Here is a 25,809-nt window from a genome sequence, read left to right on the forward strand (position 1 = left end):
AGCCTTGAATCAAAACAGGCCCCGCAGGGCCTGGCGTCGCGTTGGCGCAGCCACACTGGCCGCCCGCTCTCTACCGACCCAGCAGCTCGGCCACCGCCTCGGCGGCCTGGTGGTCGGCATTGCAGCGAATGAGCTGATGGAGCTCGGTGAAGGTGTTTACCAGCGCGCTGTTGTCGTGCTCGAAATACTTGCTCACCTCGACCACCAGGTTCTCCGGGGTGCACTCGTGCTGGATAAGTTCGGGCACCAGCATGCGGCCGGCCAACAGGTTGGGCAGGGAGACAAATTCGGTCTTTACCAGTCGCTGGGCCAGCCAATAGCTGAAGGGCTTGAGCTTGTAGCCCACCACCATCGGCTTTTTCACCAGCATGGCTTCGAGCGCCGCGGTGCCGGAGGCCAGCATCACCACGTCGGCGGCGATCATCGCCTCGCGGCCCTGCCCTTCCAGCAGCACCATGTCGAGACCCGGCGCTACCTCGGCCTTGATGGCCATGAACTGCTCGCGCCGCTTCTGGTTGACCAGCGGCACGATGAAGCCGAGATCCGGGTAGCGCACCGTCAGGTGCTTGCACGCCTCGAGAAACAGGGGGGACATGAAGCCCACTTCCGCCGTGCGGCTGCCCGGCAGCACCGCCAGCCAGCGGCGGTTGGCGTCGATGCCGAGGGTTCTGCGCACCGCGGCCTGATCCGGCACCAGCGGGATGTCGTCCGCCATGGTGTGGCCGACGAAGCGGCAAGGGGCGTCAAAGCGGTCGTAGAAGGCTTTCTCGAACGGCAGGAAGGCGAGCACCATGTCGGTGGCGGCCTTGATCTTGTGAATGCGGTTCTGGCGCCAGGCCCATACCGAGGGGCTGACATAGTGAACCGTCTTGATACCGGCGCGGCGCAGTTTCAGCTCCACCCCGATATTGAAATCCGGTGCATCCACCCCGATGAAGATATCGGGCGGATTGGCGATGAAGTGGCGCAGCAGTTCGCGGCGGACCTTGAGGATGCGCGGCAGACGGCCCAGCACCTCGGTGATCCCCATGACGGAGAGCTCTTCCATCTCGAACAGGGCCTTCACGCCGAGGGCCTGCATGCGCGGCCCGGCGATCCCTTCGAACTGCGCGTCCGGGTAGCGGGCCTGCAGCTCGCGTACCAGACCGGCAGCCAGAATGTCGCCGGAGACCTCTCCGGCGACGATACCGATGCGAACCGGATCAGGCACGGATGATCCCGCGCTCGTTGTCTTTGAGGAAGTCCACATAGAGCTGGACGGCCGGCTCGGCTTGCGCCATCTCGATCAGCACAGGCAGCACCTCTTCGACGGTCTTGCCGGAGCGGAAGATCTCCTTGTAGGCGCGCTTGACGGCGGAGATCGCCTCAGGCGTGTAACCGCGGCGACGCAGCCCTTCGGAGTTGACCCCGAACGGTTTGGCGTAGTTGCCGGCGGCCATCACGTAGGGGGGCACGTCCTTGTTGAGGGCGGCGCAGCCACCGACGAAGGCGTGGGAGCCGACGCGGCCGAACTGGTGGATCGCGGAGAGACCGCCGAAGATCACGAAATCGCCGATCACCACGTGGCCCGCCAGGGTCGCGTTGTTGGCGAAGATGCAGTTGTCACCGATGATGCAGTCGTGGGCAACGTGGACGTTGACCATGAACAGGTTGCCGCTGCCGATCCGGGTCAGGGACTGATCCTGGATGGTGCCGCGGTGCACGGTGCAATTCTCGCGAAAGACGTTGTTGTCGCCGATCTCGAGGAAGGTGCGCTCGCCGGCGTACTTCTTGTCCTGGCAATCCTCACCGATGGAGGTGTGCTGGAAGATCTTGTTGCCACGACCAATCTTGGTCGGGCCCTTGATCACCACATGGGAGCTGACCCAGGTGTTGTCGCCGATTTCCACCTCGGCACCGATGACAGAAAAGGGGCCGATTTCAACCCCTTTACCGATGACGGCAGACTCATGGACGACGGCAGTATCGTGAATGATGGCAGTCTGGTCGATCACGTGTGTTAAACCTCGCGTTTGGCGCACATCAGCTCGGCGGTACAGACCACTTCACCGTTGACCGTGGCCACACCGGTGAACTTGGCGATACCGCGACGCTCTTTCAGGAACTCCACGTCGAGCACCAGCTGATCGCCGGGGCCAACCGGACGCTTGAAACGAGCGTTGTCGATTGAGGCAAAGTAATAGAGTTCGTTGGGGGACGGCTTGCCCACCATGGTAAACGCCAGGATACCGGTGGCCTGCGCCATGGCTTCCAGGATCAGCACACCGGGGAACACCGGCTTGGCCGGGAAGTGCCCCTGGAAGATCGGCTCGTTGAAGGAGACGTTCTTGATGGCGCGCAGGGTCTTGCGCTCATCGCTGATCTCGTAGTTTTCCACCTTGTCCACCATCAGGAACGGATAACGGTGGGGCAGCAGATCCATTATTTCCTGGATACCCAGGCTCTTCTTTTCAGTAGTCAAAACAGTACCCTATACCAATCGTGATTATTCTTGGTCCAGCTTCTTCTCAAGCTTGCTCAACCGCTTGTGCATCTCTTCGATACGCATCACCCGGGCGGCGGTCTTGCGCCACTCTTTATTGGTTTGCAGGGGGATGCCGGAAGAGTAGACACCGGGCTCGGTAATGGGTCGCATCACCATGGCCATGCCGGTAACGGTGGCCTGGTCGCAGATCTCCATATGCCCGTTAAAGACGGAGGCGCCGCCAATGATACAGTATTTGCCGACCTTGAGACTACCTGCCATCACGGTGGAGCCCGCCACGGCGGTGCCGTAGCCGATCTCGACGTTGTGGGCGATCTGGCACTGGTTGTCGATGATGACGTTGTCAGCGATGCGGGTATCTTCCAGCGCGCCGCGGTCGATGGTGGTGCAGGCACCGATCTCGACCCGGTTGCCGATGGTCACGCCGCCGAGCTGGGGGATCTTGATCCACTCGCCGCGCTCGTTGGCATAACCGAAACCATCGGCGCCGATCACTGTGCCGGATTGAACCAGACAGTCGGTGCCCATGGTGACGTCGTGATAGAGGGTGACGTTGGCCCACAACCGGGAGCGGGCTCCCAGTCGGGTATTCTTGCCAACGAAACAGCCCGGACCGATGCGCACATCATCCCCCAGCACCACGCCGGATTCGATCACCGCATTGGCCCCGATGGCCACTCTCTCGCCCAGTTGCACGTCCGCCGCGATCACCGCGCTCGGATGGATATCCGTGGCCGGCTGCGGCGTGGTGTCCAGCAGTTGGGCAACCCTTGCAAAGCCCACATAGGGGTCTTTGAGCACCAGGGCATTGGTGGGACAAAATGGCAGATCCGCTTCTGTGATGAGCACGGCGGTCGCCTTGCTCTGCTCCAGATAATGCCGGTACTTTTTATTGGACAGGAAGGTGATGTCCCCCTCCCCGGCCTTTTCCAGTGTCGCTACCTTGCGGATTTCCAGGGTTCCGTCGCCATGGACCTGGGCCCCCAGTTGCTGGGCCAGCTGTGCGAGAGTGAATGCCATCAATTAGTTGCTCTTGCTTACCTGAGAAATAACCTGGGCAGAGATGTCCAGCTTGCTGGCAGCGTACGGGGCGGCATTGCGCTCCAGCACCAGATCGTAACCATTGCTCTTGGCGATGGAGTCGATGGCTGCCTGCACCTTGGTCAGGATCTTGTTGCGCTCTTCGGACTGACGGCGACCGTTGTCCTGTTCAAACGCCTGACGCTTCTGGTTGAACTCCATCTGCAGCTTGGCCAGCTTCTCCTGGCTTTGTTTTTTCTGATCGGCGCTCATGAAGGCTTCATCCTTCTTGAACTTCTCGACCAGTTTCTGACCATCGGCTTCCAGCTTCTGCAGCTCGCGCATGCGCGGCTCGAATTCGCCTTTCAGCTTCTTGGAAACGGCTTCACGCTGGGGCAGCTTCTGGAAGACTTCGCCCATGTCGACCACGGCGATCTTGGTCTCGGCCAAGGCGGAGCCCATGCCGGCAGCCATCAGTGCAAAACTCAAACCAGCTACTTTCAACGCTTTATTCACACTTACTCCTTGTTCCCTCATGTGAGGGCTACCTGATTTACCTGATTATGCAAGTGGTACCCGGACCGACTTGTTACCTGGTGAGGCGCGCAGGCTGCGCGTCCCATCATTGAATACCCCCACCATTGGGTGGGGGCAAGGTCCGTCCTTAGAAGGTACGGCCGATGTTGAATGAGAAGAACTCGGTCCGGTCGCCCTCGTACTGCTTGAGCGGACGGGCAATCGCGAACACCAGCGGGCCCATGGGGGAGAGCCACTGCAGCGACAGACCGGCCGAGGCGCGGTAGTTGGTCGGATCCGAATAGTCGGCCAGATAGTTGCAGCCGCTGAAGCAACGGTTGCGATACTGGTCATAGTCGAAGGTGGTATCCCACACCGAGCCGGCATCGATGAAGAAGCTGGTCCGCAGTTGCGGCTGATAGGTCTCGGACGCAAACGGCGTCGGCACTATCATCTCGAGGGAGGCGACCGCCAGGGCGTTGCCGCCCACCGAGCTGTCGGTACCCTGGATGACGTCGTTGCCGCTCAGGTTGTAGTAGTAGAGCGCCTTCGGACCGACCGTGTTGCTCTTGAAGCCGCGCAGGGTGTCGAAACCACCGGCGAAGTAGTTCTCGAAGAACGGCAGTACGTGATCATAGTTGCCGTTGCTGCCGTAGCCGTTGCCGTAGGAGGCACGCGCCTTGGCCATCAGCACCCACTTGTGGTCCGCATCGAACGGGAAGTAGTGCGCGTCTTCGGCGTTGAGCTTGAAGTACTGCAGATCCATGCCAGGCACTGTGACCTTGGCGTTGACCCGCTGACGATCACCGGCGGTCGGGAACTGGCCCTTGTTGAGGGTGGAACGGGTCCAGCCGGCGGTGACGTCGACGGTGTTGAACACCATGCGATTGTCGCCATCCTTGTTCTTGCTGTACACCTTCCAGAACTCATCCACCTGCAGATAGGGGTTGGGCTGGGACAGTTTGTTGTTTTCGACCCCGAGGCTGAAGTCGAGACGGTTGTTCTCGTTGACCGGGAAACCACTGGAGAGGCGGAAGCCGATGGTGGTGTTCTCGTAGTCCACGATGTTGGCGTCGGCCGCACTGAACTGGTTGTAGTAGAGACGACCGCCGAGGCTAACCCCGTCCACGGTGAAGTAGGGATCGTTGTAGCTGAGGTCGACGCTCTTGGAGTACTTGTTGGTACTGGCGGAGATGCCGATCTTCTTGCCGGTCCCCATGAAGTTGTCCTGCTGCAGGCCCGCCTGCAGGCTCAGGCCCGACTCGGTACCGTAGCCGACACCGGCGTTGATGGAGCCGGCCGGCTGCTCCTTGACCTTGAAGTCCAGATCGACCTGGTCATCGCTGCCCGGCACCCGCTTGGTGTCCACTTCGGCGCTCTCGAAGAAGCCGAGGCGGTTGAGACGGGTCTTGGACTGCTCGACGCTGTCGGAGGAGAGCCAGGTGCCCTCCATCTGACGCATCTCGCGGCGCAGCACTTCGTCCTTGGTGGTAACGTTGCCGCTGAAGTTGATGTTGCGCACATAGACGCGCGGGCCCGGCTCGATGTTGACGATGAGCTCCACTTCCTTGGTCTGGTCGTTGACCTGCGGGAAGGTGACCACTTTCGGGTAGGCGTAGCCGTAGCGACCGAGGAACTTGGAGAGCACCTCTTCGGTATGGGTCACCTGGCTGGCGGAGTAGATGCTGCCGGTCTCGATGGGGATGAGCCCCTTCATCTCGCCGCCGCGGTCGATCAGATCGCCCTTGAGCTGGATGCCGGAGACCTTGTACTGATCCCCTTCCTTGACGTTGAGGGTGACGTAGACCCCCTTCTTGTCCGGGGTCATGGAGACCTGGGTGGACTCCTGCTGGAAGCGGATATAGCCGCGGTCCATGTAGTAGGAGCGCAGGGTTTCGATGTCTCCGGCCAGCTTCTGTTTCTGGTAGCGCTGGTCGCCGGTGAAGTTCCACCAGGGCACGTCATCCTTGAGGGAGAGCTGGGCCAGCAGCTTCTCTTCCGGGAAGACGTTGTTGCCGACGATGTTGATCTGCTGGATCTTGGCCGCTTCCCCTTCCACGAAGGTGAACTTGAGGTCGACCCGGTTGCGCGGCAGCGGGGTGACGATGGCCTTGACCTTGGCGGAATACTTGCCCACGCCGTAGTAGAAATCTTCCAGCCCCTTCTCGAGGGAGCTCAGCACGGTGCGATCGAGGGGATCACCCACCCGGATGCCGGAGGACTCCAGGCTCTGGGTCAGTTGCTCCTCCTTGATGTCCTTGTTGCCGGAGAATTCGATGCTGGAGATGGTCGGCCGCTCCTTGACCATCACCTGCAGTACCTGGCCGTCGCGGTAGACCTTGACGTCCTCGAAGTTGCCGGAGGCATAGAGCTTCTTGATGGCGTTGGCCAGCGCGACTGAGTCGACGGAATCGCCAACCCGGATCGGCAGGTTCAACAGGGCGGCACCCAGGGTCACCCGCTGCAGACCTTCAACCTGAATATCTTGCACCACAAAAGAGGCAGGGGCCGCCTGGGCCAGGAAACTGGCACCCAGCAGGCAACTCAACACCAATGCTTTTTTAACAGCCATTTTGTTCTTATGTGTCCTTGTTGATGCTCTGGCCTCAGAGGCGAGCGAAATCATTAAACAGCGCAATACCCATCAGTAACATCAGAATGGCGGCGCCAATCCGGAAACCCACTTCCTGAATTTTTTCCGATACCGGCTTGCCGGTGACCGCCTCGATGAGGAAGTAGACCAGATGGCCACCATCCAGCACCGGCAGGGGGAACAGGTTGATGATCCCCAGGTTGACGCTGATGAGCGCCAGAAAACCGAGGAAATAGACCAGTCCATAGTCGGCACTGCTGCCCGCCCCCTTGGCAATGGAGATGGGGCCGCTCAGGTTGTCCAGCGAGACGATGCCACCGATCAGCTTGCCGATCATGTCGAAGGTCAGGGTGGTCAGGCTCCAGGTCTTCTGGGCACCCTGCCACAGGGCTTGCAAAGGCCCATACTGTAACAGAATCCGATACTCATCCGGTAATGGAACCAGTTGCGGCGACAGGCCGACGAAACCGACCAGCTGGCCCCGCACCTTCTTGGCATCCGGAGTCAGGGTCAGGGTCAGCTCGCTGCCCGCCCGCTCGACGGTCACCTCAAGCGGCTGCCTGGGCGACTGCTGCACCTGGTGGACAAACTGGGCCCACTCGGTGATCGCCTCATCCCCTACCCGCTTGATGCGGTCACCAGCCTGGAGGCCGGCCTTCTCGCTGGCGCTCGCGGCCACCACCGCATCGACCACCGGCAGCACCTTGCCGCCGAGGGGCACTATCCCGAGGCTCCCGATGGGAGACTCCTTGTCGGGATCAAACTTCCAGCCGGCCAGCTGCAGGGTCTTGTCCACCGCATAGCTGGTGTTGGCCGCCTTGAGCTTGAGCTGGACCGAGTCATCGCCAAGGTGGCTGATGAGGGCATAGGTGACGCTCTCCCAGTCACCTGTCTCCTCGCCGCCGACGCCGACGATCTCCATGCCGGGCTCCACCCCGGCCGCCGCCACGATGGAGGCGGGACGCACCTCGCCCACCACGGGTTTGACGGCGGGCACGCCGATCATGAACATCAGCCAGAGGGCGAACAGGGCAAACACGAAGTTGGCCATGGGGCCGGCTGCGACGATGGCCATCCGCGCCCAGACGCTCTTGTGGTTGAAGGCGTACTGCTCGTCACCGGGCTTGAGCTCGTCGACCCGGCCATCCAGCATCTTGACGTAACCGCCAAGGGGGATCAGGGCCAGCACGTACTCGGTGCCATCCTTGCCGAGCCGGCGCCAGATGGCCTTGCCAAAACCGATGGAGAAGCGCTCGACCTTGACGCCGCAGCGGCGGGCCACCCAGAAGTGGCCGAATTCATGTACCGCAACCAGCAGCCCGAGGGCAACGATAAAGGCACCAATGTTCCACAACACACCGCCCATCAGCCCATCACCTCGCATTCATGCATGGTCCTGTCTCCGACAATCAGGGTGAAGGCAGCACAATGCCACGAAATACTTCTCATCAGCTAAGCTCCTCAATCAAATTGTGAGCACGGGCACGGGCCGCCCCATCCAGCGCAATCAAATCGTCCAGCGAGCCGACATCCGTGCCGCCCAGGGCGAGCATGGTGGCCTCATTGACTCTGGCAATATCCATAAAACCGATCCGCTCTGCAAGGAAAGCCGCTACGGCCTCCTCGTTGGCGGCATTGAGGGCCGTGGTCGCGGCCTGACCCTGCTGACAGGCATGCATGGCAAGCTGCAGACAGGGATAGCGCTCATAGTCGGGACGGATAAAGCTGAACTCTCCGACACTGAAGAAGTCCAAAGGTTCCACACCGGACTCGACCCGAGCCGGATAGGCCAGGGCGTGGGCGATGGGGGTGCACATGTCCGGGTTGCCGAGCTGGGCCAGCACGGAGCCGTCCTTGTACTGCACCATGGAGTGGATGACCGACTGGGGATGGATCACCACCTGGATCTGCTCGGGCGCCGCGTTGAACAGCCAGCGCGCCTCGATATACTCCAGCCCCTTGTTGATCATGGTGGCGGAGTCGACCGAGATCTTGGCCCCCATGGACCAGTTGGGATGAGCGATGGCCTGGGCCGGGGTGACATGGGCCAGCTCGCCGATGTCGGTGTAGCGGAACGGGCCGCCGGAGCCGGTCAGCAGGATCTTGCTGATCCCCGCCCCCGCCAGGTCGCAAAAGCCCGGCTGGCGCTGGATGGCCTCGGGCAGGCACTGGAAAATGGCGTTGTGTTCGCTGTCGATGGGCAGCAGCTCGGCACCGTGCTCGCGTACCGCCTCCATGAAGAAGGCACCGGACATCACCAGGGCTTCCTTGTTGGCCAGCAGGATGCGCTTGCCGGCACGCACCGCAGCCATGGTGGGCGCAAGCCCGGCGGCACCGACGATAGCCGCCATCACGCTGTGGGCATCGGGGTGAGCGGCCACGTCACACAGGGCGGCCGGACCGGGCAGCACCCGGGTGGCACTGCCGTGGGTCTTGAGTTGACCGGCCAGCTCGGCAGCCGCAACCTCGTCCACCATGACGGCGAAACGGGGGGAAAACTCGAGGCAGTCGCGCAGCATGGCATCCACGCTGCGGGCCGCCGTCAGCGCCAGCACCTGCCAGCGCCCAGGATTGTGCCGCAGTACCTTGAGCGTACTCTGACCAATGGAGCCGGAGGCTCCCAGAATCACCAGGTTATGCATCAAAACTCCCGCTGTATGACGAATGGATGGCACCTGCGGCCTGCCGGATCATCGGGCAGTCCATCAGAACTCCTGGCTGAGCAGCAGGTAGCTGAGCAGGAACACCGGCAGGGCGGCGGTCAGGCTGTCGATACGGTCGAGAATGCCGCCGTGACCGGGCAGCAGGGTCCCTGAATCCTTGATGCCGGCCTCGCGCTTGAACATGCTCTCGGTCAGGTCACCGAGCACAGAGGCGAGCACCGCCAGCAGGGAGCAGAACAGCACTATGGCCATCTTGGCGGGCACGAAGCCCATGAACCAAGTCACCCCCACCGCCAGCAGGCTGGCGGTAAACAGGCCGCCACACATGCCTTCGATGGTTTTACCGGGGCTCACGGCCGGCGCCAGCTTGTGTTTGCCGAACGCCTTGCCGAAAAAATACGCGCCAGAATCTGCCGCCCAGACCAGTCCCATCACAAACAGCAGGATCCAGGCTCCCATCATGGGGTCGTGATAGAAGTTGTAACCACGGATGGCCACCAGGGACCAGAAGAAGGGCACCAGGGTCACCAGACCAAACAGGGATTTGAGCCAGATGGACTCCTTCCACAGCTTGGCGCTCTGGGGGTAGCGCAGCACCAGCAGCAGCCCCAGCAGCCACCAGCTGACGGCGGTCCAGAGCACGCCCATCACCAGCGGATGCAGGTGGGGAGTCCACAACTGCTCCACCGGCAGCCAGAACAGGCTGGCACCGAGCAGCAGGCAATAGACCAGCGGCAGCCACTGTTGCGGTTTGGCGGAGACAAAGCCGCTCCACTCGCGGCTGGCCAACAGAAATACCAGGGATGCCAACAGGGCAAAGAATTTCAACGGCAGAAAAAAGAGGGCTCCCAACACCAGGGGAACCAGTAGCAATGCGGTAATAATTCGTTGTTTTAGCAAAAGAAGCCTCTCTCTTGGGAGGGGGGTTAGCCGGTCTGTTGCTCGGCGATCAATTCCCGGATCTGTTCACCGGTGCAGCCAAAACGGCGCTCACGGGAGACGAAGGAGGCCACGGCCTCGCTGAACTCGGCTTCGCTGAAGTCGGGCCACAGCACCGGGGTAAAATAGAGCTCGGCATAGGCGAGCTGCCACAGCACGAAGTTGCTGATGCGATGATCGCCACCGGTACGGATCAGCAGATCCACCGGCGGCAGGTCGGCCATGCACACCTCGCGACCAAGCAGGGTTTCATCAATCTGGTCGGCCGACAATTCACCTGCCGCCACAGCCGTGGCCAGCTTGCGGGCCGCCTGGCTGATGTCCCACTGGCCACCGTAATTGGCGGCGATGTTGAGGGTCAGCCCCCTGTTGTTGGCAGTCAGCGCCTCCGCCTTGGCGATTTTGGCCTGCAGCCGTTCGCTGAAGCGGGCGGTATCACCGATCACCTTGAGCCGAATGCCGTTGCTGTGCAGCTTCTGCACCTCACGACCCAGCACCGTCATGAACAGCTCCATCAGGGCACTGACCTCCCCTTCCGGACGGCGCCAGTTCTCACTGGAAAACGCAAACAGGGTGAGCGCATCCAGCTTGGCACGCGCGGCAAAGGTCACCGCCTCGCGAACGGACTTCACGCCGGCCTTGTGGCCATAGACCCGCATCTTGCCACGGTTCTGGGCCCAGCGTCCGTTGCCATCCATGATGATGGCCACATGACGAGGCAAGGACGAATTGGCACAATCACCTACGGCTGCCAAAAGCGACATTCATTTCTCCCACAAAGACAAAAGCGCCGTGCAGGGGCACTACACGGCGCTCGTAATATACCTGTCAGAGGCTTAGATTTCCATTAGCTCCTTTTCCTTCACGGCCAGTGCATCGTCTACCAGCTTGATGAAGGAATCGGTCAACTTCTGGATCTCTTCCTGGGCACGACGGTCGTCGTCTTCGGAGATCTCCTTGTCTTTGAGCAGGGCCTTCAGATCGGCGTTGGCATCACGACGGATGTTACGAACGGCAACCCGGGCACCTTCCGCTTCGGCACGCACGATCTTGGTCAGATCACGACGGCGCTCTTCGGTCAGCGGCGGCAGCGGCACGCGCAGGGTCTGGCCGTTGCTGGACGGGTTCAGGCCCAGATCGGAGGTCAGGATGGCCTTTTCCACCGCCTGGATCATGGAGCGATCGAAGATGGAGATGGAGAGGGTGCGGGCATCTTCTGCCACCACGTTGGCCAACTGTTTCAGAGGAGTGGCGGCACCGTAATACTCCACCTGGATGCCGTCGAGCAGGCTCGGGTGAGCGCGGCCGGTGCGGATCTTGGACATCTGGGTCTTGAGCGACTCGACACTCTTGCCCATACGGTCCTTGGCGTCGTTTTTAATCTCGTTGATCACAGTGGTTTTCCTTTTGGCGAACGAGCCGTCTACCGGCCCGTATCTATCTTATTTGCTGGCGTCATGGACAAACGAGCCGGAGCTCACGCTTGTCTCACTTGCTGACATGGTGGATCAGGGTACCTTCCGGCTCACCCATGATCACCCGACGCAGCGCACCCGGCTTGTTCATGTTGAACACGCGGATCGGCAGATCGTGGTCGCGGGCCAGAGTAAAAGCAGCAAGATCCATCACTTTGAGTTCTTTTTCAAGAACTTCATCATAACTCAGTTCATGGTACAGCACGGCATCCGGGTTCTTGACCGGATCATCCGTGAACACGCCATCCACCTTGGTGGCCTTGAGCACGACGTCAGCTTCGATCTCGATCCCGCGCAGACAGGCTGCAGAATCGGTAGTAAAGAAGGGGTTGCCGGTACCGGCGGAGAAGATCACCACCTTGCCGGCGCGCAGCTGGCTGATGGCTTCAGCCCAGACATAGGAGTCACAGATGCCTTGCAGGGAGATGGCAGACATCAGACGGGCATTCACATAAGCACGATGCAGGGCATCACGCATGGCCAGACCGTTCATCACGGTAGCCAGCATACCCATGTGGTCGCCCACCACGCGGTTCATACCCGCCTTGGCAAGACCGGCACCACGGAACAGGTTGCCGCCACCGATGACCAGACCGACCTGAACACCCAGCTCAACCAGTTCTTTGATCTCTTGGGCCATCCGATCCAGCACTGCCGGATCAATGCCAAAACCCTCGGATCCTTGCAGGGCTTCACCACTCAACTTCAGAAGAACACGTCTGTATGCAGGCTTGGGATTGGTACTCATGTCACTGATTCCTGGTCATATAAAGACCGCGACATAAGTCGCGGTCTGGGGAAACGGAAAAACCGGTTCGATTAGGCCTTTTGAGCGGCCGCGATTTGAGCTGCTACTTCTGCAGCGAAATCGGTCTCTTGCTTCTCGATGCCTTCGCCCACTTCGAAACGGGTGAAGGAAACAACGTCAGCGCCTTCTTTCTTCAGCAGCTCGGCAACGGTCATGGAAGGATCCTTCACGAACGGCTGACCAGTCAGGGAAACCTCACCGGTGAACTTCTTCATGCGGCCTTCAACCATCTTCTCGGCGATCTCTTTCGGCTTGCCGGAGTTGATGGCGATGTCGATCTGGATTTCGCGCTCTTTGGCAACGACGTCGGCAGACACATCTTCCGGCTTGACGAATTGCGGGCTGTTGGCAGCAACGTGCATGGCCAGATCTTTGGCCAGCTCGTCGGTACCACCGACCAGCTTGGTGATAACACCGATGCGGGAACCGTGAACGTAGGTGCCCAGGTTGTCACCTTCAACCAGCATCACGCGACGCAGGTTCATGTTCTCACCGATCTTGGCGATCAGGTTGGTGATGGTCAGCTCTACGGACTCACCGTTACCGAAGTCGGCGGCTTTCAGCGCGTCAACGTCAGCAATCTTCTGGGTAGCGGCGATCTCAACGATTTTCTGACCCATGGCCAGGAAGCCGGCATCCTTGGAAACGAAGTCAGTCTCGCAGTTCAGCTCGATCATGACGGCAACGTTGCCTTCCGTACGGGCGAAGATCACACCTTCAGCGGCGATACGGCCAGCTTTCTTGGCGGCTTTGGCCTGACCGGATTTGCGCATGTTTTCGATAGCCAGTTCGATATCACCGTTGGCTTCTTCCAGTGCTTTTTTGCAATCCATCATGCCAGCGGCGGTGCGCTCGCGCAGTTCTTTTACCAGGGCGGCAGAAATGTTTGCCATGTCCAGTATCCTCGGTCTTGAATTGACAAGAAACAGGGGCCACAAGGGCCCCTGCTAACCAATTACATCAGCTTGGTTAATAAGGGCTTTGCAGTCCTTATCAATTACTCAGCTTCAACGAAGCCATCTTGTTCGGCTTGAACAACGATGTCCTGAGCGCGAGCTTCCAGTACGGTGTCAGCAGCAGCATTCAGGTACAGCTGAACGGCACGGATAGCGTCGTCGTTACCCGGGATGACATAGTCAACGCCGTCCGGGTTGGAGTTGGTATCAACGATGGAAACTACCGGGATACCCAGGTTGTTGGCTTCTTTGATAGCGATGTGCTCGTGGTCGGCATCGACAACGAACAGAACGTCAGGCAGGCCGCCCATGTTCTTGATACCACCCAGGCTCTTCTCCAGCTTTTCCATTTCGCGAGTACGCATCAGCGCCTCTTTCTTGGTCAGCTTGTCGAAGGTACCGTCTTGGCTCTGGGTTTCCAGATCTTTCAGGCGCTTGATGGACTGACGAACGGTTTTCCAGTTGGTCAGCATGCCGCCCAGCCAGCGGTGGTTAACATAGAACTGGTCGCAACGCTCAGCGGCTTCTTTTACGGCTTCAGACGCGGCACGCTTGGTACCTACGAACAGTACCTTGCCCTTCTTGGCAGCTACGGAGCTGATGAAGTTCATGGCATCGTCAAACATCGGAACGGTTTTTTCCAGGTTGATGATGTGAACCTTGCTGCGGGCACCGAAGATGTAGGATTTCATTTTCGGGTTCCAGTAACGAGTCTGGTGACCGAAGTGAACGCCGGCTTGCAGCATGTCGCGCATAGAAACTTTAGCCATTTTATACCTCTGTATTGGGGTTAGGCCTCCACACATCCCATATAACCGACCCGTTAAGGCACCCCGGCATATGTGTCGATGTGTGTGTGTTGTTTAAGTAAGGGTGATGGTACGGGGAGACAAGTTCCCCATTCCGGCGCGCTTTATACCATAACTTTGGTCAGGACACCACCAGCCTCACCGCTAAAAATGGATCCCTGCCGAGCAGGTTGCGGCACCGATTTGACGCTGTGATGACAATCACACTGGAAGTAAACGGGGGTTGGGGATAAAATTTTGGCCTGATTGCAAACGCATCTATTTTTCATTACCTGATTGCCGGACATCACAGGGTGCGCGGTCAGGTCCCAAGAGAGATCCCATGTCCATTAAAATCAAGACACCGGAAGAGATTGAAAAGATGCGCGTTGCCGGCCAGCTGGCCGCCGATGTGCTGGTCATGATCGCCCCCCACGTCAAGGCGGGCGTCACCACCGACGAACTGAACACCATCTGCCACAACTACATGGTCGACGTGCAGCAGGCCATCCCTGCCCCGCTCAACTATCACGGCTTCCCCAAGTCCATCTGCACCTCGGTGAACGATGTGATCTGCCACGGCATCCCGAACCACAAGAAGCTGCGCGAGGGTGACATCATCAACCTCGACATCACCGTCATCAAGGATGGCTACCACGGTGATACCTCCGCCATGTTCATCGTGGGCGAGACCACCCCGCTGCGCCGCCAGCTCTGCAAGGTGGCTCAGGAGAGCCTCTACGCCGCCATCAAACAGGTGCGCCCCGGCATGTGCATCACCGAGATCGGCGCCGTGATCCAGCCCATCGTCGAGAAGGCCGGTTTCTCCGTGGTACGTGACTACTGCGGTCACGGCATCGGGGCCGAGTTCCACGAAGAGCCGCAGATCCTGCACTACCGCAACGGCGGCAAGCTGGAGCTCAAACCGGGCATGTGCTTCACCATCGAGCCCATGGTCAACAGCAAGAAGTACCACTGCAAGGTCAACCCGAAGGATGGCTGGACCGTGACCACCAAGGATGGCGGCGACTCCGCCCAGTGGGAGCACACCCTGCTGGTGACCGAGGATGGCTGCGAGGTGCTGACCCTGCGCCCGGACGACACTATCGACCGTCTCATCAAACACGGTTAACATCAAACCCCGGCCCCTCGCCGGGGTTTTGTTTTTATCAGCCACAGGCCCCGCACGACGGCCTGTGACAAGAGTGTGAGACGCCATGGACGCCAGCCTGCTTTCCCCCCATCTGCTGCCCGACGATCAGCTCACCCGCGAGAACTGCAAGGAGTACCTGAGCCGTTTTCTCGGCTGGCTGCACGCCCGCTTCGACGCCGGTGACAACATCATCGAGCTGGTGGCCACCCGCTCCGAATACATGGACCAGCTGCTGACCCGGCTGTGGCAGAAATTCGGCTTCGACAAGACGGAGCTCACCCTGATCGCGGTGGGAGGCTATGGCCGCGGCGAGCTGCACCCCCACTCCGACATAGACCTGCTGATCCTCTACGAAGGGGACGAGCTGGACGAGGTACTGGGGCTGCGCATCGGCGAGTTCATCACCCTGTTGTGGGATCTCAAGCTGGAGGTGGGCCAGGCGGTGCGCAACGTGCGCGAGTGTATCGAGCAGGGCCGCGGCGACATCACGGTCGCCACCAACCTCATCGAGGCGCGCTACATCACCGGCCGCGAGGCGGGCTTCCAGCAGCTCAAGGAGGCCACTGGCCCCCAGCACTTCTGGCCAAGCGAGCAGTTCTTCAAGGCCAAGCGCGAAGAGCAGGCCCAGCGCCATCAGCAGTTTCTCGGCACCGCTTACAAGCTCGAACCGGATCTCAAGTGCAATCCGGGGGGGCTGCGCGACATCCAGACCCTGGCCTGGGTGGCTCGCCGCCACTTCGGCGCCACCACCCTGTTCGAGATGACCAGCCACGGCTTTCTCAACCGGGCCGAGTATCGCGAGCTGCTCGATTGCCAGAATTTCCTCTGGAAGGTGCGCTTCGCCCTGCACATGGCCATCAACAAGGGCGACAACCGGCTGCTGTTTGACCGCCAGCGCACCGTGGCCCAGATGCTGGGCTTCGAGGGGGAAGGCAACGCCCCGGTCGAGCAGATGATGAAGCGCTTCTATCAGACGGTGCGACGGGTCTCCGAGCTCAACGAGATGCTGCTGCAGCTGTTTGACGAGGCGATCCTCGGCAATACCGCCATGGACGTGCGCCGCCTCTCCGACGAGTTCCAGCTGCGCGGGCGCCTCATCGATGCGGTGGATAGCGAGCTGTTCGGCCGCGATCCCGCCGCCATCCTGCGCCTCTTCTACCAGATTGCCCAGCACCCGGAGATTGCCGGCATCCACTCCGCCACCCTGCGCCAGCTGCGCGAGGCGCGCCGCAAGCTCAACTGCTGGCTGCAGGACCTGCCGGAGTGCCGCCGCCTGTTCATGGCGCTGCTGCGCCACCCCAACGGCATCGGCCAACCACTCAGCCTGATGCACAAATACGGCATCCTGGCCGCCTACCTGCCGCAGTGGAACCTTATCGTCGGCCAGATGCAGTTCGACATGTTCCATGCCTACACGGTGGACGAACACACCCACCGGCTGCTCAAGAACATCCACCAGTTTCCCAACCCGGCCAGCCGCCAGACCCACCCGCTCTGCCACGAGGTCTTCACCCGGCTGCGCAAGCCAGAGCTGCTCAGCATCGCCGCCCTGTTTCACGACATCGCCAAGGGGCGGCGCGGCGATCACTCAGAGCTCGGCGCCGTCGATGCGCTGGAGTTCTGCCAGCTGCACGGCCTGGATCGCTACGAGAGCCGGCTGGTCGCCTGGCTGGTGCGCCACCACCTGCTGATGTCGGTCACCGCCCAGCGCCGCGACATCTACGACCCGGACGTGGTCACCGACTTTGCCCAGAAGGTGCGCGACGAGCAGCACCTCGACCTGCTCTACTGCCTGACCGTGGCCGATATCTGCGCCACCAACGACACCCTCTGGAACGACTGGAAGGGCACCCTGCTGCGCGAGCTCTACTTCGCCACCCAGAAAGCCCTGCGCCAGGGGCTGGAGAACCCGCCTGACATGCGCCTGCGGATCCGTGAAAACCAGCGCCAGGCCAAGCAGTTCCTGGCCCAGCGCGACGTGCCGGAAGAGGCCATCAACCAGCTATGGAGCGATTTCAAGGCCGACTATTTCCTGCGCCACAGCCCGGAACAGATCGCCTGGCACTGCCGCAAGATCATCGAGCATGGCGACAACCCGGCGCCGCTGGTGATCATCGGCAAGCACCCAACCCGCGGCGGCAGCGAGGTGTTCATCTACTGTCGCGACACCCCGAATCTGTTCGCCACCGTGGCCTCGGCGCTGGATCAGAAGAACCTCAACATCCACGACGCCCAGATCATGAATTCGCGCAGCGACTACGTGCTCGATACCTTCGTGGTGCTCGAGCCCAACGGCGAGCCCATCAGCCCCAACCGCACCGCCACCATCAAGAAGGCACTGGAGAAGGCGCTGCAGGAGCCGGGCAAGCTGGTGCTGCGCAGCAAACCGCTGTCGCGCCGCCACCGCCAGTTCAGCGTGCCGACCCGGGTGGTGTTTCTGCCCCACAAGGGGGAAAACCGCCACACCCTGCTGGAGCTGACCGCGCTCGACACCCCGGGCCTGCTGGCCCGTATCGGCGCCGTGTTCCAGCAGTGCGGCCTGTCGCTGCACGCCGCCAAGATCACCACCATCGGCGAGCGGGTGGAGGACTTCTTCAGCCTCACCACCCTGGCTGGAGAACCCCTGACCCAGACCGAGCAGCAAGCACTGGAGGAGCGGCTGGTCAATCAGCTCAACCCTGTGGAGAGTGCTGAAGGGTAGGCCCATGACACCCCGGACCGGCCTCACAAGACCCCGTTTATCAGCCTGATTTTTCAGTCAGAACAAGTGGTTGGGCCACTCAAGTACAATAAATCGCCGTTCTTGTGAAGAAATCGGCCCGGGCCCTTAAAAACAGTTGGAAAAGTGTGATACAACAAACGGAATTTTTTAAAGGAAACCTGTCATGACCGAGTTGCAACAGATCATCGAAGCGGCCTTCGAGCGCCGTGATTCCATCACTCCCGGCTCCGTCGATGCCGCCACCAAGGCCGCCATCCTGCAAGCCATCGACCTGCTGGATTCCGGCAAGGCCCGCGTCGCCGAGAAGATTGCCGGCGAGTGGGTGGTGCACCAGTGGTTGAAGAAGGCGGTGCTGCTCTACTTCCGCATCAATGACAACGGCATCATCAAGGGCGACGATGCCCAGTACTACGACAAGGTTCCCCTCAAGTTCTCCGACTACAGCGCCGAGCAGTTCAAGGCCGCCGGTGTGCGCGTGGTGCCCCCTGCGACCGCCCGCAAAGGCTCCTTCATCGCGCCCAATACCGTGCTGATGCCCTCCTACGTCAACATCGGCGCATTCGTCGATGAAGGCACCATGGTCGACACCTGGGCCACCGTGGGCTCCTGCGCCCAGATCGGCAAGAACGTGCACCTCTCCGGCGGCGTCGGCATCGGCGGCGTACTGGAGCCGCTGCAGGCCAACCCGACCATCATCGAGGACAACTGCTTCATCGGTGCCCGCTCCGAAGTGGTGGAAGGGGTGATCGTGGAGGAAGGCTCCGTCATCTCCATGGGCGTCTTCATCGGCCAGTCCACTCGCATCTATGACCGTGAAACCGGCGAGATCCACTACGGCCGCGTGCCGGCCGGCTCGGTGGTCGTCTCCGGCTCCCTGCCCTCCAAGTGTGGCAAGTACAGCCTCTACGCCGCCGTCATCGTCAAGAAGGTGGATGCCAAGACCCGCGCCAAGGTCGGCATCAACGCCCTGCTGCGTTCCATCGACGAGTAAGCGGTTTTGTTGTGATTCAAAAGGGCGCCTGATGGTGCCCTTTGGATTTTGGCGCCCCTGTCACAGGCAAGCCACACCGGCTCGGTTAAGATAGACGTGACAGGATCGTTTCAAACCGAGGAAGCCCGATGTACGAGAATCTGAAGAGTCTGGGGATCCAGGATCCCGCCTCCGTCGACAGCTATACCCTGCGCCAGGAGGCCAACCACGACATCCTCAAGATCTACTTCAAGAAGCAGAAGGGCGAGTTTTTCGCCAAGAGCGTCAAGTTCAAATACCCGCGCCAGCGCAAGACCATGCTGGTCGATTCTGGCACCCATGAGTACAAGGATGTCACCGAGATCAACGCCAATCTGAAATACGTGGTGGACGAGCTCGACAACCTGACCCAGGGCGTGCACGTGCAGGCCGACCCGGACATCAAGCAGAAGATCTTGCGCGACCTGCGTCACCTGGAAAAAGTGGTGCAGAACAAGATCAGCGAAATCGAGCGGGATCTGGAAAAGCTCTAAACCGGTCTGATGCAGCAAAGGCGCCCACGGGCGCCTTTTTCATTGGGTCACACCATACAGGCGCCATCAGGCCAGCCCCGCACATGCCCCGCCGCCCAAACGCGGCCCAGCAAAAAGGGAGGCTTGCGCCTCCCTTTTCGGAACTCGGAATGAAAGCAGGGATTAGTTGCTCTTCATCCAGATGTCCATGTCGGTTTTCAGGTTGTCGGACTTGGTACCGAAGATGGCTTGTACGCCAGAACCTGCAACCACCACACCGGCGGCGCCCAGTTTCTTCAGACCGGCCTGGTCAACCTTGGCCACATCCTTCACGCCGACACGCAGACGGGTGATGCAAGCGTCCAGAGAAGCGATGTTCTCCTTGCCACCGAAGGCAGTGACCAGTGCGGCAGACATCTCGTCCTTGCTCTGACCAACGCTCTCTTCAGCAGTTTCGTCTTCACGACCCGGGGTCTTCAGGTTCATGGCACGGATGACCACGGTGAAGACCACGTAGTAGATGACGGCATAAACCAGACCCAGGCCTACCAGCAGCAGCATGTGATCGGCACGCGGGGATTGCACCACGAAGTCGATGAAGCCGTTGGAGAAGGTGTGGCCGTGTACCACGCCCAGGGAGTTGGTCAGCACGTAGGCCAGACCGGCCAGCACGGCGTGGATGGCGTACAGTACCGGGGCGATGAACAGGAAGGAGAACTCGATAGGCTCGGTGATACCGGTCAGGAAAGAGGTCAGGGCGGCAGAGGCCATGATACCTACAATCTTGGCGCGGTTTTCCGGCTTGGCGGAGTGCGCGATGGCAAACGCGGCGGCAGGCAGACCGAACATCTTGAACAGGTAGCCACCAGCCAGCTGACCGAAGCCGTTGCCGGCAGCGCGGGAGGCGTCGTCAGCAGTCAGGAAGCAGGTCATGATGCCGTGTACGGTTTCGCCGGCGGCGTTGACACAGGTACCAGCCTGATAGAAGAACGGCACGTTCCAGATGTGGTGCAGACCGAACGGGATCAGGGAGCGTTCAACCACGCCGTAGATACCGAAGGCCAGTACCGGGTTCTGGTTGGCAGCCCAGTCGGAGAAGGCACCGATGGCGGCACCTACCGGCGGCCAAATCACGGACAGGATCACGCCCAGACCGATGGAGACGAAACCGGTGATGATCGGCACGGCACGCTTGCCGGCGAAGAAGCCCAGGTACTCGGGCAGCTGGATCTTGTAGAAGCGGTTGAACGCCCAGGCGGCCACGCCACCGGCGAGGATACCACCCAGTACGCCGGTCTCGATGGTCTCGACGCCCATCACGGGGGCCATCACCTTCAGGGTGGCGCTCATGATGCCGTAGCCAACGATGGCAGACAGGCCGGATACGCCGTCGTTATTGGTAAAGCCAAGCGCTACGCCCACGGCGAACAGCAGGGCCATCTGACCGAATACGGAACCACCGGCCTGCTCCATCAGCTGGGAGACAATTTCCGGCAACCAGCTGAAGTGGGCAGCACCCACCCCCAGCAGAATACCTGCAACGGGCAAGACCGATACTGGCAGCATCAGCGCCTTACCGACCTTTTGCAGATTAGAGAAAGCATTTTTTAACATGTGTGCGCTCCTGAATGGAATGTCTTACCGTAGACGCTTCAGTCCAATTTATAGACGACCAAGAACATCATCTCTCATCGGCATGAATTCGACGCGGGTTTGTTTATTTTGACCAGCTGAATATAACCCAGCAGATCGCAAATATCTTCCATCAGGGGTAAGCGAATAAAAAATTTGGAGGGGAGATCACAAGATAATTTTGGCGGGAATTTTCAGCTAATTACAGCTATATTTCGGCATCTTCATGCTAAACCAGAAATATGAAAAGTGCTGTTTCGCATTGTATTTTAGCCAATCAAAACAATACACCACGAAACGTAATGTAACTTAATGTAACCATTTGCTGTTTTTTCTATTTTAGTCTACCGATTAAAAAGGCCTCCAACAAGGGAGGCCTCAAATAAATATTATCTTTTAAAGACCGGACGATATTCAGCCTTTCTGGGAACGCTTGACCGCATCCACAAAGACCGATTTCGCCTTGGTCGAACCTGCCCGTTCCGCTTCGCTGACCAATCTCATCGCCTTGTCGATGTCACCGGCTTTCACCGCTTTCTCGATCTGGGATTGATAGAAGGCCTCGGTTTCGCTCAGCATGGGGGCACTGCTCTTGACTGCGCCGGCGGTCGCCAGGGGCACGACAAGCTTGTTTGGTGCCGTGTTGACTACCGGGGTGTTGGCATCAATCACATCCTGATAGACGGGCTTGTAATAGTTGCTCTCGGTTTTGACGCCACTCAAGTCCTCCACAGAGAGGCTGACCACGCCCCAGGGGGAGTGCGGAATGACGGGGTCTTTTTCACCATAATCAACCACCCCCAGCGACTTGGTCATCAGCTTGGAAGGGCTCAGAATGGTGGTTGTTTTGTCCAGACCACTCTGGTCTGTGTAGATCACCATGTAACTTTCGTTATTGGGGTTACCGACATAGGAGCGATCCACGGTAAACACGGCTTCCATGCGATCCCCCTGCAGCATGCGTGCAGGCTCGTACTTGAACACGTCGCTGCCCAACTTGCGGGTCACATTGAATTTGGAATCAAGCATCAAGACGGTCGGGTTGAACAGCGATTTGTCGATCAAGCCATCAACCGTGATGCGCAGGTCACCGGAGTTGACCGGCAACCGGAAGGCGGCGAAGTGGCTTTTCCCTTCGCTGAAAGCGTAAACGGGAGAGCTGCCATCAATGGGGATAAGCTTGGTTGCGCCCGGTTGTATGTCCTGAAACGGCAGACTGGAGACATCGCGACAGCAGCTGCTAACCGTAGCCAATTGGCTCATCGCAACGTCGCGATTTCCCATGATGGACTTGAACTCCTGAGTCGGCGCCACCGTCGTTTCCAACGTGGCGCACCCACCCAGCACAACAGAACAGAATACAGTCAAGGCTAATCTGGAATATCTCATCGCGTGACCCTAAGAAACGTGTTGTAAAAAAAGAGCCCCCGTCATGCGGGGGCACTTGCAGTCATGACGTCAACAGATTACCACCAAGCTTCAGCTTGAACACCGAAGTTCCAGGAATCGTCCTGTTTCACGCCATTGGCATCCGGGCGGAACTGGCCGTCAGAATCCAGGTAGGAAGCGTAGACGCGGATTTCCGGACGGGCCCAGAAGCTGGAGCCAGCGGACCAGGCCTGAGCCAGGGTGTATTTCTTGCCGATGGTGCTGGTTTCGGTGCCATTGTTCGGCTTGTAGCTGTCATGGTGATAGCCAAGCTCGGCGATGGTCTTCATGGTGTCATTCCACTTGTACATCGGGCGAACGACAACGGAGAAGGTGTCTTTGTCAACGCTGTCATTCTCGAGGTCACTGGCAGTACCGTAAACCAGCTGGTGACCAAACTCGACCTTGTCGCCAACCGGCAGCACGCCCCAGTTGATGAAGCGCCAGCCATCGCCCTTGGCGGCAGATTGGCTCAGGCCGCTGCCAGAACCGCTACCGTAGTCAACAGCCTGAGAGGCATAACCGTCGGCGAAATACTGAACCACGGTCTTGTTGAAGCCACCCAGCATGGATTGGGTCAGCTCGGCGGTCAGCATGTGGCCGTTTTTCTCGTAATCTTTGCTGCCCAGAGCCGCTTTCTGCTCATCGGTCAGGTTGCCGCGGGCGTAGTCATATCCCAGCTCCAGGGAGCCGTCTTTCCACAGCGGGATACCGGCATAACGCAGGTCCAGTACGTCGGTATCAACACGCTTGTCGACACCAACACCACCTACAAACTTGTCGTAATCTTCCCACGGGTCGTTACGCAGCCATGCAAATGAGAGCTTGCCCGGACCAGCCTGGATGTTTTCTACACCAGCACCGGCACCAGACACATCCCAGTAGTAGAAGTCGGAGATGTGGATGTCGTGACGTTGATAGTAACGCTTACCGGCCCACAGGGTAGCTTCCGGCGCGAAGCCCAGCACGCCCTTGGCCTGGACGTTGAATTGGCGCAGAGCAAAGTCGGCATCGCTGCCGCTGGTGCTTTCCCAGTCACGACCCTGCTGACCTGCCACCATTGCAAACATGGAGTCTACGTAGAAGGACTTGCCGTCCTTGTTGTAAGCCTCTTGACCCAGCTGAACTTCGCCGTAAGTCTCGGCTTCGTTGCCCAGACGACCGACTTTCGCCTTGGAATAGGTTTGCAGGCCGCCGTTATCGGAAGTACCGACACCGGAACGCATGTAGCCGTGGAAATCAACGGCGAAGGCGGCTTGGGAAGCCAGGGCTGCGGTTACTGCTGCAGCGATCGGGAGCCACTTTGCTTTCATTTTCATTTTCCTTATTCCCGCTGTGAGGAGTGTGATCCTGAATATCCAAGTTCTTATCACCGTAAAAACGTTTGGGTGATAACCGAGGCCGATTATAGGTAGCCAATTTCGGGACAAACATGAGCTGATTCACAAAATGGCGACAAATCGCCCAGCATTGGCCACAGAGGGTTTTATGGGATGGATAACTGTAATTTTATGCAATAACTCACTATTTACTATGGTTTAAATGCAAAAAGATCCACCATGAAACCGCTACCAACAATTAATTCGCTTCGAAGATTAAGTGATAAATATTCAAATTGATGACAAAAACATGACTGAAATCGCTTTCAATGGGGAACTTTTAAATTTACGGCATGTCAGCTGGCGCCGAAATAAATCACTGAGCAAACAAGGAACGGCTTGAAAAATAACCGGAGAAATAGCGGGCAAATATGGTCAGTTGAGACTGGCCTGCCCCACAAAATAAATATCCCCGCCAGACGGACTGAACGGGGATCTATAAGTGATGAAAAAGAGTGGTCGCTAGAGTTTATTTAGCCAGTCATTGAGCCAAGCTAGCGCCACTTTTTCCGGTTCATCGTCGACGGTGGCATCTATTTCCAGGCGGGGCAGCAGAGGGCTGGCGCCAAGCTCCTGCAGCAGTCCATCGAGGTGGCGACCGGCGCCGCAGAAGTGCTCATAGCTGCTGTCCCCCATGGCGATGAGGGCATAACGCCACCCTTTCATATAGGGCGCCCGATCAGTCAGAGCAGTAGCCAGTGGTTGCAGATTGGGCGGAATGTCGCCCTGGCCGGTGGTGGCGGTGATGACCAGCAAGAATCGACTCGCATCCAGATCTTCCAGCTCGGCCTCCTCGAACACCCGACAACCGTGTCCCGCCTGTTCCAGCCGCGCAGCCAGCGTCTCGGCCACCAGCATTGCCGCGCCGTACACGGTTCCCACCACTATATCTATCTGCACCATCACGACCCCCTTTGACCAACATGGATGCCCAGCATGCCACAGCGCGGAGTCAGGCAACACCCCGACGCTTCAGTAGTCGCTCTCGCTGGCAGGCCAGCCCAGTGCGGCAAACAGCTGCAGCACGTGCGACCCCAGTGGGGCCTGGATGCGCATCGGCACCTTCAGCACCGGGTGCTTAAAGCTGAGGGTGCGGGCCACCAGCAGCAGGCGCTCACTGCCATAGTGCTCGCGAAAGAAGCGGTTGTGGCGGCCATCGCCGTGGGTGGTGTCACCGACGATGGGGTGGAACAGATGATCGAGGTGACGGCGCAGCTGATGCTTGCGACCCGTCTTGGGGAACAGCCGAACCAGGCTGTAGCGACTGGTAGGGTGTTTCTTGGAAACCGCATGGGGCAACTCGACCTGATGCAGGCGACGAAACGCGGTCACCGCCTCCTGGGCCGGACGATCCGGGTCGCTCATGGCATCGGCGATCTTGTCCAGCTGCTCCTTGAGGGGGTAGTCGATCACCCCCTGCTCCGGAGCCCAGCCACGCACCAGCGCCAGATACTCCTTGTGGACCTGACGGGCGGCAAAGGCCTCGGTCAGGGTACGGGCCACGGCAGGATCGAGGGCAAACAGCAGCACCCCCGAGGTGGGTCTGTCCAGCCGATGTACCGGGTAGACGTGACGACCGCCGATGAGATCCCGGGTCATCTGCATGGCAAAACGGGTTTCGGCCTTGTCGAGCCAGCTGCGATGTACCAGCAGACCGGAGGGCTTGTTGACCGCCACCAGCCAGTCATCCTGGTAGAGCAGGGTCAGCTTCATCTCGCCGTCGTCTTGAGTGGTGCAAGCATCTAAACTGCCGCCCGTCTGCGTTTTCAT

At 59.5% G+C, this 25,809-nt stretch carries 23 protein-coding genes; 4 read left to right on the forward strand and 19 right to left on the reverse strand.

Going from position 1 to position 25,809, the window contains the following annotated elements; all coding sequences use genetic code 11:
• Window positions 1-70 precede the first annotated feature (70 nt).
• The 14 genes from lpxB to rpsB all read right to left on the reverse strand — a co-directional run bounded on the left by lpxB (window position 71) and on the right by rpsB (window position 14,225).
• On the reverse strand, window positions 71-1,210 hold the full coding sequence (gene lpxB, locus AB5Y81_RS08030; RefSeq protein WP_279484700.1) for a lipid-A-disaccharide synthase: 1,140 nt from the start codon (window positions 1,208-1,210) through the stop codon (window positions 71-73).
• Window positions 1,203-1,994 carry an acyl-ACP--UDP-N-acetylglucosamine O-acyltransferase gene (gene lpxA, locus AB5Y81_RS08035; protein ID WP_005303438.1) on the reverse strand — a complete coding sequence of 264 codons (792 nt, stop codon included), beginning with the start codon at window positions 1,992-1,994 and terminating at the stop codon, window positions 1,203-1,205. The genes lpxB and lpxA overlap by 8 nt, the downstream gene beginning before the upstream one ends.
• 5 nt (window positions 1,995-1,999) lie before the next feature.
• Window positions 2,000-2,461 carry a 3-hydroxyacyl-ACP dehydratase FabZ gene (gene fabZ / locus AB5Y81_RS08040; protein WP_010634777.1) on the reverse strand — a complete coding sequence of 154 codons (462 nt, stop codon included), beginning with the start codon at window positions 2,459-2,461 and terminating at the stop codon, window positions 2,000-2,002.
• A gap of 24 nt (window positions 2,462-2,485) precedes the next feature.
• Window positions 2,486-3,505 (reverse strand): UDP-3-O-(3-hydroxymyristoyl)glucosamine N-acyltransferase, encoded by a 1,020-nt coding sequence (lpxD, locus tag AB5Y81_RS08045; RefSeq protein ID WP_005303442.1) that lies wholly within the window; start codon window positions 3,503-3,505, stop codon window positions 2,486-2,488.
• A gap of 3 nt (window positions 3,506-3,508) precedes the next feature.
• A complete protein-coding gene (locus AB5Y81_RS08050) occupies window positions 3,509-4,021 on the reverse strand; it encodes an OmpH family outer membrane protein (RefSeq protein WP_017764121.1) in 513 nt (170 codons plus the stop codon).
• 148 nt (window positions 4,022-4,169) lie between these two features.
• Complete coding sequence (bamA, locus tag AB5Y81_RS08055) at window positions 4,170-6,593, reverse strand: outer membrane protein assembly factor BamA (protein WP_005303446.1); 2,424 nt, start codon at window positions 6,591-6,593, stop codon at window positions 4,170-4,172.
• 34 nt (window positions 6,594-6,627) lie between these two features.
• Entirely contained in the window at window positions 6,628-7,980 is a 1,353-nt protein-coding gene (rseP, locus tag AB5Y81_RS08060; RefSeq protein WP_017764119.1) for a sigma E protease regulator RseP, read from the reverse strand.
• 82 nt (window positions 7,981-8,062) lie between these two features.
• Window positions 8,063-9,256 (reverse strand): 1-deoxy-D-xylulose-5-phosphate reductoisomerase, encoded by a 1,194-nt coding sequence (gene ispC, locus AB5Y81_RS08065; protein WP_139431428.1) that lies wholly within the window; start codon window positions 9,254-9,256, stop codon window positions 8,063-8,065.
• Between the two features lie 63 nt (window positions 9,257-9,319).
• Entirely contained in the window at window positions 9,320-10,177 is an 858-nt protein-coding gene (locus AB5Y81_RS08070; RefSeq protein ID WP_005303453.1) for a phosphatidate cytidylyltransferase, read from the reverse strand.
• Window positions 10,178-10,203: 26 nt separating this feature from the next.
• Window positions 10,204-10,980, reverse strand: a complete 777-nt coding sequence (gene uppS, locus AB5Y81_RS08075) for a polyprenyl diphosphate synthase (protein ID WP_279484701.1) — start codon at window positions 10,978-10,980, stop codon at window positions 10,204-10,206.
• A 72-nt stretch (window positions 10,981-11,052) separates the two neighbouring features.
• On the reverse strand, window positions 11,053-11,610 hold the full coding sequence (gene frr / locus AB5Y81_RS08080; protein ID WP_005303456.1) for a ribosome recycling factor: 558 nt from the start codon (window positions 11,608-11,610) through the stop codon (window positions 11,053-11,055).
• Window positions 11,611-11,704: 94 nt separating this feature from the next.
• A complete protein-coding gene (gene pyrH / locus AB5Y81_RS08085; RefSeq protein WP_005303458.1) occupies window positions 11,705-12,439 on the reverse strand; it encodes a UMP kinase in 735 nt (244 codons plus the stop codon).
• A gap of 71 nt (window positions 12,440-12,510) precedes the next feature.
• On the reverse strand, window positions 12,511-13,392 hold the full coding sequence (tsf, locus tag AB5Y81_RS08090; RefSeq protein WP_005303460.1) for a translation elongation factor Ts: 882 nt from the start codon (window positions 13,390-13,392) through the stop codon (window positions 12,511-12,513).
• A 104-nt stretch (window positions 13,393-13,496) separates the two neighbouring features.
• On the reverse strand, window positions 13,497-14,225 hold the full coding sequence (rpsB, locus tag AB5Y81_RS08095; protein ID WP_005303470.1) for a 30S ribosomal protein S2: 729 nt from the start codon (window positions 14,223-14,225) through the stop codon (window positions 13,497-13,499).
• Window positions 14,226-14,586: 361 nt separating this feature from the next.
• Between rpsB and map the strand changes: the two genes are divergently transcribed.
• The 4 genes from map (at window position 14,587) to AB5Y81_RS08115 (ending at window position 19,621) form a co-directional block, all read left to right on the forward strand.
• A complete protein-coding gene (gene map, locus AB5Y81_RS08100; protein ID WP_005303471.1) occupies window positions 14,587-15,375 on the forward strand; it encodes a type I methionyl aminopeptidase in 789 nt (262 codons plus the stop codon).
• A gap of 85 nt (window positions 15,376-15,460) precedes the next feature.
• Window positions 15,461-18,097: a bifunctional uridylyltransferase/uridylyl-removing protein GlnD gene (glnD, locus tag AB5Y81_RS08105; protein WP_017779848.1), complete on the forward strand. Its 2,637-nt coding sequence runs from the start codon at window positions 15,461-15,463 to the stop codon at window positions 18,095-18,097.
• 184 nt (window positions 18,098-18,281) lie between these two features.
• Complete coding sequence (gene dapD / locus AB5Y81_RS08110; protein ID WP_005303473.1) at window positions 18,282-19,109, forward strand: 2,3,4,5-tetrahydropyridine-2,6-dicarboxylate N-succinyltransferase; 828 nt, start codon at window positions 18,282-18,284, stop codon at window positions 19,107-19,109.
• Window positions 19,110-19,237: 128 nt separating this feature from the next.
• Complete coding sequence (locus tag AB5Y81_RS08115; RefSeq protein WP_005303475.1) at window positions 19,238-19,621, forward strand: DUF3461 family protein; 384 nt, start codon at window positions 19,238-19,240, stop codon at window positions 19,619-19,621.
• Window positions 19,622-19,783: 162 nt separating this feature from the next.
• Here the strand turns inward: AB5Y81_RS08115 and ptsG are convergent, their stop codons facing one another.
• The 5 genes from ptsG to truC form a co-directional block, all read right to left on the reverse strand.
• Entirely contained in the window at window positions 19,784-21,214 is a 1,431-nt protein-coding gene (gene ptsG / locus AB5Y81_RS08120; RefSeq protein ID WP_005303477.1) for a PTS glucose transporter subunit IIBC, read from the reverse strand.
• A 432-nt stretch (window positions 21,215-21,646) separates the two neighbouring features.
• Entirely contained in the window at window positions 21,647-22,516 is an 870-nt protein-coding gene (locus tag AB5Y81_RS08125; protein WP_226009481.1) for a MalM family protein, read from the reverse strand.
• 182 nt (window positions 22,517-22,698) lie between these two features.
• Entirely contained in the window at window positions 22,699-23,973 is a 1,275-nt protein-coding gene (locus AB5Y81_RS08130) for a maltoporin (protein WP_005303479.1), read from the reverse strand.
• A gap of 528 nt (window positions 23,974-24,501) precedes the next feature.
• A complete protein-coding gene (locus AB5Y81_RS08135) occupies window positions 24,502-24,942 on the reverse strand; it encodes a flavodoxin (RefSeq protein WP_005303481.1) in 441 nt (146 codons plus the stop codon).
• Window positions 24,943-25,011: 69 nt separating this feature from the next.
• Entirely contained in the window at window positions 25,012-25,809 is a 798-nt protein-coding gene (gene truC, locus AB5Y81_RS08140) for a tRNA pseudouridine(65) synthase TruC (protein ID WP_279484702.1), read from the reverse strand.

Source organism: Aeromonas sp. s2 (assembly GCF_040907935.1).
GTDB classification, from domain to species: domain Bacteria; phylum Pseudomonadota; class Gammaproteobacteria; order Enterobacterales; family Aeromonadaceae; genus Aeromonas; species Aeromonas dhakensis.

Bases quoted from the DNA above. Each gene is read 5' to 3' on its own strand.
- lpxD (WP_005303442.1), bottom strand. From the start codon at position 3,505: ATGGCATTCACTCTCGCACAGCTGGCCCAGCAACTGGGGGCCCAGGTC.
- bamA (WP_005303446.1), bottom strand. From the start codon at position 6,593: ATGGCTGTTAAAAAAGCATTGGTGTTGAGTTGCCTGCTGGGTGCCAGT.
- rseP (WP_017764119.1), bottom strand. From the start codon at position 7,980: ATGGGCGGTGTGTTGTGGAACATTGGTGCCTTTATCGTTGCCCTCGGG.
- ispC (WP_139431428.1), bottom strand. From the start codon at position 9,256: ATGCATAACCTGGTGATTCTGGGAGCCTCCGGCTCCATTGGTCAGAGT.
- uppS (WP_279484701.1), bottom strand. From the start codon at position 10,980: ATGTCGCTTTTGGCAGCCGTAGGTGATTGTGCCAATTCGTCCTTGCCT.
- pyrH (WP_005303458.1), bottom strand. From the start codon at position 12,439: ATGAGTACCAATCCCAAGCCTGCATACAGACGTGTTCTTCTGAAGTTG.
- tsf (WP_005303460.1), bottom strand. From the start codon at position 13,392: ATGGCAAACATTTCTGCCGCCCTGGTAAAAGAACTGCGCGAGCGCACC.
- rpsB (WP_005303470.1), bottom strand. From the start codon at position 14,225: ATGGCTAAAGTTTCTATGCGCGACATGCTGCAAGCCGGCGTTCACTTC.
- map (WP_005303471.1), top strand. From the start codon at position 14,587: ATGTCCATTAAAATCAAGACACCGGAAGAGATTGAAAAGATGCGCGTT.
- glnD (WP_017779848.1), top strand. From the start codon at position 15,461: ATGGACGCCAGCCTGCTTTCCCCCCATCTGCTGCCCGACGATCAGCTC.
- dapD (WP_005303473.1), top strand. From the start codon at position 18,282: ATGACCGAGTTGCAACAGATCATCGAAGCGGCCTTCGAGCGCCGTGAT.
- AB5Y81_RS08115 (WP_005303475.1), top strand. From the start codon at position 19,238: ATGTACGAGAATCTGAAGAGTCTGGGGATCCAGGATCCCGCCTCCGTC.
- ptsG (WP_005303477.1), bottom strand. From the start codon at position 21,214: ATGTTAAAAAATGCTTTCTCTAATCTGCAAAAGGTCGGTAAGGCGCTG.
- AB5Y81_RS08125 (WP_226009481.1), bottom strand. From the start codon at position 22,516: ATGGGAAATCGCGACGTTGCGATGAGCCAATTGGCTACGGTTAGCAGC.
- AB5Y81_RS08130 (WP_005303479.1), bottom strand. From the start codon at position 23,973: ATGAAAGCAAAGTGGCTCCCGATCGCTGCAGCAGTAACCGCAGCCCTG.
- AB5Y81_RS08135 (WP_005303481.1), bottom strand. From the start codon at position 24,942: ATGGTGCAGATAGATATAGTGGTGGGAACCGTGTACGGCGCGGCAATG.
- truC (WP_279484702.1), bottom strand. From the start codon at position 25,809: ATGAAAACGCAGACGGGCGGCAGTTTAGATGCTTGCACCACTCAAGAC.